The sequence below is a fragment of the Syntrophales bacterium genome (genome assembly GCA_023229765.1).
Classification (GTDB): Bacteria; Desulfobacterota; Syntrophia; order Syntrophales; family UBA5619; genus DYTH01.
In genome coordinates this window covers 1-7,467 of sequence record JALNYO010000067.1, presented here as the reverse complement: position 1 = coordinate 7,467, position 7,467 = coordinate 1, and the positions used below count along the sequence as shown (strand labels likewise).

Sequence of the window (7,467 nt, the reverse complement as noted above, 5' to 3'; positions counted from 1 at the left end):
GATTGTCAAAAGACTGAGACCTTTGAATTTCTCCCGAAATGTTGTTAATTGTCATTCCCGTGAAAACGGGAATCTGGTCTTTTCGGGAACTTATAGATTCCCGCCTGCGCGGGAATGACAAAAGGGTATAGATTTTCAAAGCTCTCATACTATCGGTGGTGTGACTGGATTCCTGCTTCCGCCGGAATGACGAATTACCAGGTTTCAGGAGAAATTCAAGCTCTCGTTTCGACCCATAAAAGAGGTTTTTGTATTGAATAGTTCTACCGATTCGGAAAAATTGAACCGCTCCATTTGGGGCCGCATACTCTATGATTTGACACACACGTCGTCGCTCTCGCGGTTTCTATTCTTTTCGCTTTGCGACGTTCTCATCGTCACCCTCTCGCTTTACCTTTCCTTCCTCGTTCACTTCGATTTTAATTTTCAGGTGCCCTACGCAGAGCTTCTTCGGGAGGTTCTGCTTTTTTTTGTTGTCCTGAAGATCGGCTTCCTGGTGATTTTCCGCATTTATAAAATCACCTGGAGGTACGTGGGCGTGGCCGATCTGTTGAGCATTGTGCTGGCCGTCGTTGTCGCCGAGATGGCCCTCTTGATCCTGAGCCTGCCCAATTCGTTCTTTCAACTGCCGATCACGGGGATTGGCAAGCGGGTCTTCCTTGTGGACGGGTTCTTTACCCTGGCGCTGGTTTCCGGCCTGCGGATCTCCAAGAAGCTCTATCTGGAGGTGATCCGGGAGCGGGGGGCGGGGCGCAAAGGGAAGCGGACGCTGATCGTCGGCGCGGGAAATACCGGAGAGATGCTTGTGCGGGACATGGCGCGCAACGGATTTACGGATTTCTGCCCCATCGGGTTTCTGGATGACGACCGGACAAAGGCCGGGACATCCATGCACGGCGTGAGGGTGTTGGGCAATTTGGGGAAGTTGGGGGAGGTCATCACAAGAGAGCGGGTGGAGGCCGTCGTCATCGCGATCCCGTCTTTGACCCACAAAACCCTGCGCGAGCTGTACGATGCGGCGCGGAAGTTGAAGGTCGGCACCGTCAAGGTAGTGCCGAGGATCTACGATTTCGACAGGCCGGACATCAACCTGAAGGGGCTGGAGGACATCAGCATTGAGGATCTGATCGGTCGCCAGATCATCTCCGTCGATTTTAGGGGCATCCGGAATTTCCTCGAAGGGAAAGCGGTGCTGGTCACGGGGGCGGGGGGCTCGATCGGGATGGAGATCGTCACCCAGGTGTGCGCGTTCGGCCCACGGCGGATCGTCCTTTTCGATATCGACGAGACGGAGCTGCACAACCTCGGGCTGCGCCTGACGCGCCTGTTTCCGCATCTTTCCGGGGAGATAGAGTATGTCACGGGCGACGTCCGCGACGAGCTGCGCGTGCGGGAGGTCTTCGCGAAATATCGGCCGGAGATCATCTTTCACGCCGCCGCCTACAAGCATGTGCCGATGATGGAGTACAATCCGCGAGAGGCCGCGAAGGTGAACATCTTCGGGACGTATAACATCGCCCGCGCCGCCGTGGAGTTTGGGACGGAGACGTTCGTGATGATTTCGACGGACAAGGCCGTCCGCCCGACCAGCGTCATGGGCGCCACCAAGCGCATGGCCGAATTTATCTGCCGGACATTAAATAGGGAATTAATTAATCCATCTGACAATCCCTGCCCATCTGTCATTCCCGTTCCCCTTGTCATTCCCGCGCAGGCGGGAAATCGAAGATTAATGTCCATAATCCAGGACGTGCCGGAGTCTTCGTGCCCGGATAATTGGGGACACGATCCCGAATTCCAGGGAATTCGGGTCATGTCCCCAATTATCCCCACCACGCGGTTCATGTCTGTGCGGTTCGGGAACGTGCTGGGCAGCCGGGGCAGCGTGTTGCCGCTGTTTCTGGAGCAGTTGAAGCACGGTGGGCCGCTTACGGTGACCGACCCGGAGATGAAGCGCTACTTTATGACGATCCCGGAGGCGGTCTCCCTGGTTTTGCAGGCGTCCACGCTGGGGCAGGGCGGGGAGGTCTTTGTGCTGGATATGGGCGAGCCCGTGAAGATCTTGCACATCGCCGAGGAGCTGATTCGCCTCCACGGCATGGAACCAAACCGGGACATCGACATTAAGTTTACGGGCCTGCGCCCCGGTGAAAAACTGTTCGAAGAGATCCTGACGGCGGAAGAGGGCACCGACGCCAGTTGCCATGAGAAGATCTTTGTCGCCCGGGGCAGCCAAAAATACACCCTTCCCGAACTTACCTCCATCCTCGCGGAGTTCTCCGCAGCCATCCGTGACCCCTCCCCCGACAGCGACGAAAAAATGAAACAGCTCCTAAGAAAATACGTCAAGCACTACACGCAGCCCAACCCGATGGGGGTCAGGTCCTGAAAGGTAGCGTTTTGGGGGAGGGACAGTGCCCCTGATCCCGTTCGATAAGAACGCCACCCGGGCCGGCTTTGACAATTGTGAAAATTATTATGCGATTATTTTCGCCTTGACATTGGCTTGCGCTTTGGTAATACTACAGCCAGTAAGAATAGGAAGGAGAAAGTTATATGCGGATCACATCAAAAGGTCAGGTCACCATTCCTCAGAATGTCCGTGAGCAAATGGGATTTCTGGCGAACACGGAGGTTGAGTTTTTTGTTTCCGGTAACAAGGTGTTTCTTCAGAAAGCCGAGAGTGATGAAGGGCGTGGGAAGGATCTGATTGCCTGCATGAAGGGCAAAGGGACCGTGGCTTTGCGCACAGATGAGATTCTGGCCATGACGAGGGAGTGATGGAGATTCTCGTTGACAGCAGCGTTATCCTGGATATCCTGACGGAGGATGGGGGCTGGTTTGCATGGTCGTCGGAAAAGTTGGCCGATTGCGCAAGCTCCAACATCCTGGCTGTCAATCCCATCATCTATGCTGAAGTTTCGATCAGGTTCGAAAAGGTGGAAGAGCTCGACGCGGCGCTGCCTTCAACTTATTTCCGCCGCCTGCCCCTGCCGTGGGAAGCAGCGTTTCTTGCCGGCAAGTGTTTTCTCGATTATCGTCGCAAAGGCGGGCAAAAAAGGTCGCCGTTACCGGATTTCTATATCGGCGCCCATGCGGAGGTCGCCGGCATGACGCTGCTGACACGTGATGCCGCCCGCTATCGCACCTATTTCCCCGCCTTGCGGATCATTGCACCCGATTAATTAATTCTACTCCGACACATAAATGATTATACTTAGATCAACATCCTCATCAGGAACAAAGCGATTTGATGCCGGACATCGGGCAGAGAGGATTTTATTAATTAGGGACAGAGCCCCAATTGTTTGGCCCTTCACAGGTGTTTTGCCGGGGGGCGTATTTGCCCCTATTTCTGTTCTTGACATTACACACTTCTGTGTGCTTTATTATGACCCATGGAAGGAGGTGCTTTATGCAGACAGAAATGGTCCGAATTAATGTAACCTTACCGAGGGATGTGATCGAATCCTTGAATCACGTTGCTGGCCCTCGCAGTCGCAGCCGCCTCATTGCGGAATCACTGCGGGAGTATATTCGGAAATTGAAAGCAGCCGAATTGGAAAAGCAGCTTGAAAAAGGGTATCGCGCCGCGGCAGCCGGGAATGCAGCCATGACCGAAGAATTCGAAGCTGTCGATCTGGAGGGATGGGATGATTATTAAACGAGGGGAGATTTATCTGGCCGCCCTTGACCCCGTGATGGGGCGGGAGATCGCCAAAACTCGCCCGGTCGCGGTGGTTTCCAACGATAAGAACAATGAATTTTCCGGGACGGTGACGATTCTTCCCCTGACCTCAAAAAAACCTCAATCGGTCTATCCCTTTGAGGTTTTTATTGCTCAAGGCATTGCCAATTTACCCAAGGACTCCAAAATCAAAGCGGATCAGATTCGCACCCTCGACAAGAAAAGGATCATAAAAAGGATTGGCGCTTTGGATCAGAAGGGTTTGAACGCGATCGACGAGGCCCTGAAAATTCACTTGGCTCTGAAATAAAGAGAGGCCTTTGAATAACTGTCAATATTGTCATTTCGACCGAAGGGAGAAATCTTTAACTGTGCACGAGCATTAAGGTTTCTCGTCGCTAACGCTCCTCGAAATGACAAAATTCGAGATCTTTGAAAATCTCGCTTTTTTGTCATTCCCGCGCAGGCGGGAAAGCGAAGCTTAATGTTCATAATCTATAAGTTCCCGAAAAGACCAGATTCCCGTTTTCACGGGAATGACAATTAACAACATTTCGGGAGAAATTCAAAGCTCTCGTTTTGTCGGGAAGAGCAGCAGATCCCCGCGTTCTTTCGCGAGTTTTTCCAGGTTAGCCGTGAAACCGGAGCGGCTGAAGAGGACGAAAGCTTCCTTTCGCTCGCCTCTATGCCAATCCACCAGCCTTGCCTTCTTTTCCAGATCATCCAGGATGTCCGTGCCGACCGGGTTGACGCTCCATTTGACCTCTCCGAAAACAGCGGTATTTTCATCCTCGGCCAGTCCTACAATATCGATTTCGCCCTCCTTGCTCCACCACCGCCCCACCCGATTGCATTTTATCCCCCCCGGCAACCCTTTGCGAACCAGGGAGCGGCAGACCTCCTCGAAGGACCACGCAATGAACCGGTCGAGGGAAGGCATGATCTTCCGGTCCAGAACATAATCGCTTTGCCCCTCTTCGAGGAAACTCCTGTTGGGATAGACGTAATTGAACCAGAAGCGGAAAAAATGATCTTCAAGAAGGTAAATGCCCTTTTTGCTTTTCTCGAAGCCCCATTCCGTGACGGGCACTTCGCGTCGGATGATCTTCAGATCGGTCAGGACGGAGAGGTACTTGCCGACCATGTTCTTTTCAAACCCTGTTTCGTTAATGATTTCCGCGGGGCGGGTTTTCCCCATCGAGATGGCTCGCAGGATGGAAAAGTAGTTGCGGGGCTCCCGCAGCTCCTCCCGCAGGATGAAGTCCGGTTCGCGGTAGAGATAGGCCTCCGGGGCGAGGATGCGGCGCCGGAGATTCTCGCGGAAATCGTCGGCCGGGTCGAATTGCAGGAGATAGGCGGGTGTTCCGCCCAGGGCGCCGTAAAAATACATGAACGCGTCGTTGGACAGACCCGGGAAAAAGTTTTTCGCATCGGTAAAAGGGAGCGGCTCAACGAGAATCTGACCGGTACGCCTGCCGAACAGCGGCGATTTGTGGCCGAGGACCTCCGTTTCCATCATGCCCATACTGGACCCGAGCAGGATCATAAAAACGCCGGATTGACTCAACTCTTCATCCCAACTCTTTTGAAACAGGGACGGAATGGCCGGATTGCTTTCGATCAGATAGGGGAATTCATCGAAGATGAGAACGAGCTTGCGTTGGTTAATTAGGGACAGAGCCCCTGTTAATTCGGGATTAATAGGGGCTCTGTCCCTAATTAAATATTTGAAGAAATCGTGCCAGGTTCCAAACCCGCGCGAGAGAAGAAAGTCGTCCTGGAAATGGAGGCCGACTTTCTCGGAGAGCTGGGCAAGCTGGTCTCTGTCGGGCGCCTTGTCGGCGAGGAAATAGATGTGGGGCAAGTCCCGGGAAAATTCCTTGACCAGGGCCGTCTTGCCGACACGCCTTTTTCCGTAAATCACCACGAATTGCGATTTTTCTTCCTGCCAGGCGCGGCGCAGAAAAGAAAGCTCAGTCTCCCTGTTGATAAAAATCATCATCGAGTCTCCTTGTTCAAGATTACACGCAAGTAACTTACTCGTGAGTAATTATTCTGTCAAGCCAATTTTTTGGGGGTCAGGTCTCCGTTTTTAGCGTTTTTACGGGGGTGAGACCTTCCCCCTGCCTAATCTATCCCGAATAAATATTGTAATTGAATATTGTATAAAATTGTGGTAGCCTCGTTCCTGGGGGTGATAGCGGATGGCTTACATTGAACGAAGAATAAGCAATGCGCTGGGGCAAGCGGCGCGCGAATACCCGGTCGTCACCGTAACGGGGCCGCGCCAGTCCGGAAAGACGACGCTTGTCAGGCATCAGTTCTCCGATTATGCGTATGTCAATCTGGAGTCCCCGGACGAGAGGCGCTTCGCAACGGAGGACCCGCGATCGTTTCTGAAACGGTATGCGCCACCGGTTATCTTCGACGAGATTCAGCGGGCGCCGCAGTTGCTAAGCTACATCCAGGTCGAGGCGGATAGGCATCCGCAAGAGACGGGCCGGTACATTCTCACCGGGAGTCAGCAAATGGAAGAGACGGGCCGGTACATTCTCACCGGGAGTCAGCAAATGGACCTGCGGGCCGCCGTGAGCCAGTCCCTGGCCGGACGAACCGCCCTTTTGCGGCTGCTTCCCTTCTCTATCGCCGAGCTTTGCGACGCCGGAATCATACTCGACAGGGACGAATACCTCTATCAAGGCTTCATGCCCCGGCTTTACGAAGCCGAGCTCCAGGTTACGTCGCTCTATCGGAATTACTATCAGACCTATGTCGAGCGCGGCGTCCGGCAATTCGCGGCCATCCGCAACATCATTGCCTTTGAAACCTTTTTACGGCTTCTGGCGGGAAGGGTGGGGCAGGTGGCGAGCATGAGTGATCTGGCAAATTCCACCGGGGTGAGTTCCACAACGCTGGCCGAATGGCTGGGAATCCTCGAAGCGTCATTCATTGTTTTTCGCCTGCCGCCCTACTACAAGAATTTTGGCAAGCGTCTCATCAAATCGCCGAAGCTCTATTTCATCGAGCCGGGACTTGTTGCCTATCTTCTGGGCATCAGGGAGGTCGGGCAGATTGCCACCCACCCGCTTCTCGGCGGATTGTTCGAAAACCTCGTCGTCGCGGAGGCGCTGAAAACCCGCCTCAACAAGGGGGAAGAACCCGGTCTCTATTTTTTTCGGGACAACAACGGGCTCGAAGCAGACCTCATCATCGAAAACGCCGCGGGGCTTACGCCCATAGAGATCAAGGCGTCGCGGACGTTTTCGCCTGATTTCTGCAAGGCCTTCCCGCACCTGCAAAAGATCGACAAGGCGTTCGGCCCGGGCCTGGTGATCTACGCGGGCGATAAGGAAACAGAGTTCAAGGGCGCGCATGTCCGCAATTTTTTAAAAATAGGGACAGAGCCCTATTTCCCACAAATTGCCCCCCACCCCGACCCTGCCCCCGGAAGGCCACACCCACCGGCCCGTCTTTGAAAACCTCTCACTTACGGAACGGATGGAGCTTGAGGGGAGGATGGGAAGTATGGGCGGGGGGCGCGCCCGTAATCTGGCCCGGAAATCCGGGGACACGACCCCTTATCTCCTGACCGCGCCTATTACAACACTGGCTCCTGCGTTCATCCCCGCTGCATCACGGGCATCGAGATCGCTGTTGGCGGCGGCGTGAAAATGCCCTAAATCTGGCGGTTTGAAAATGTAGGTCTCAAGCGAGGATTGAAGTAGCCGCTGGAATCATTTTTCAGGTTCCAGCGGCTACTTGACACCAAGGATTTATGT

The 7,467-nt window shown here is 54.0% G+C and carries 6 protein-coding genes and 2 pseudogenes; 7 read left to right on the top strand and 1 reads right to left on the bottom strand.

Annotated elements, in window-relative coordinates; genetic code table 11:
• The first annotated feature begins 583 nt into the window (after positions 1–583).
• The 6 genes and pseudogenes from M0P74_17765 to M0P74_17740 all read left to right on the top strand — a co-directional run bounded on the left by M0P74_17765 (position 584) and on the right by M0P74_17740 (position 3,998).
• A pseudogene (locus M0P74_17765) lies at positions 584–1,588 on the top strand (SDR family NAD(P)-dependent oxidoreductase).
• 246 nt (positions 1,589–1,834) lie between these two features.
• A pseudogene (locus M0P74_17760) lies at positions 1,835–2,389 on the top strand (polysaccharide biosynthesis protein).
• 167 nt (positions 2,390–2,556) lie between these two features.
• Entirely contained in the window at positions 2,557–2,781 is a 225-nt protein-coding gene (locus M0P74_17755) for an AbrB/MazE/SpoVT family DNA-binding domain-containing protein (GenBank protein MCK9365433.1), read from the top strand.
• Positions 2,781–3,185, top strand: a complete 405-nt coding sequence (locus tag M0P74_17750) for a type II toxin-antitoxin system VapC family toxin (GenBank protein ID MCK9365432.1) — start codon at positions 2,781–2,783, stop codon at positions 3,183–3,185. Before M0P74_17755 ends, M0P74_17750 begins: the two co-directional genes overlap by 1 nt.
• 230 nt (positions 3,186–3,415) lie before the next feature.
• The gene (locus M0P74_17745) at positions 3,416–3,664 is read left to right on the top strand and encodes a hypothetical protein (GenBank protein ID MCK9365431.1); all 249 of its coding nucleotides are present in this window, start codon (positions 3,416–3,418) and stop codon (positions 3,662–3,664) included.
• Positions 3,654–3,998 (top strand): type II toxin-antitoxin system PemK/MazF family toxin, encoded by a 345-nt coding sequence (locus M0P74_17740; protein ID MCK9365430.1) that lies wholly within the window; start codon positions 3,654–3,656, stop codon positions 3,996–3,998. The genes M0P74_17745 and M0P74_17740 overlap by 11 nt, the downstream gene beginning before the upstream one ends.
• A 255-nt stretch (positions 3,999–4,253) precedes the next feature.
• Here the strand turns inward: M0P74_17740 and M0P74_17735 are convergent, their stop codons facing one another.
• The gene (locus M0P74_17735; protein MCK9365429.1) at positions 4,254–5,690 is read right to left on the bottom strand and encodes an ATP-binding protein; all 1,437 of its coding nucleotides are present in this window, start codon (positions 5,688–5,690) and stop codon (positions 4,254–4,256) included.
• Positions 5,691–5,892: 202 nt separating this feature from the next.
• Here M0P74_17735 and M0P74_17730 point away from each other — a divergent pair, with 202 nt between their 5' ends.
• A complete protein-coding gene (locus M0P74_17730) occupies positions 5,893–7,164 on the top strand; it encodes an ATP-binding protein (GenBank protein ID MCK9365428.1) in 1,272 nt (423 codons plus the stop codon).
• Positions 7,165–7,467: the final 303 nt, after the last annotated feature.

What these genes read in the sequence shown, in the direction of transcription:
- M0P74_17755 (MCK9365433.1), top strand. Translation starts at nt 2,557, where the DNA reads ATGCGGATCACATCAAAAGGTCAGGTCACCATTCCTCAGAATGTCCGT.
- M0P74_17750 (MCK9365432.1), top strand. Translation starts at nt 2,781, where the DNA reads ATGGAGATTCTCGTTGACAGCAGCGTTATCCTGGATATCCTGACGGAG.
- M0P74_17745 (MCK9365431.1), top strand. Translation starts at nt 3,416, where the DNA reads ATGCAGACAGAAATGGTCCGAATTAATGTAACCTTACCGAGGGATGTG.
- M0P74_17740 (MCK9365430.1), top strand. Translation starts at nt 3,654, where the DNA reads ATGATTATTAAACGAGGGGAGATTTATCTGGCCGCCCTTGACCCCGTG.
- M0P74_17735 (MCK9365429.1), bottom strand. Translation starts at nt 5,690, where the DNA reads ATGATGATTTTTATCAACAGGGAGACTGAGCTTTCTTTTCTGCGCCGC.
- M0P74_17730 (MCK9365428.1), top strand. Translation starts at nt 5,893, where the DNA reads ATGGCTTACATTGAACGAAGAATAAGCAATGCGCTGGGGCAAGCGGCG.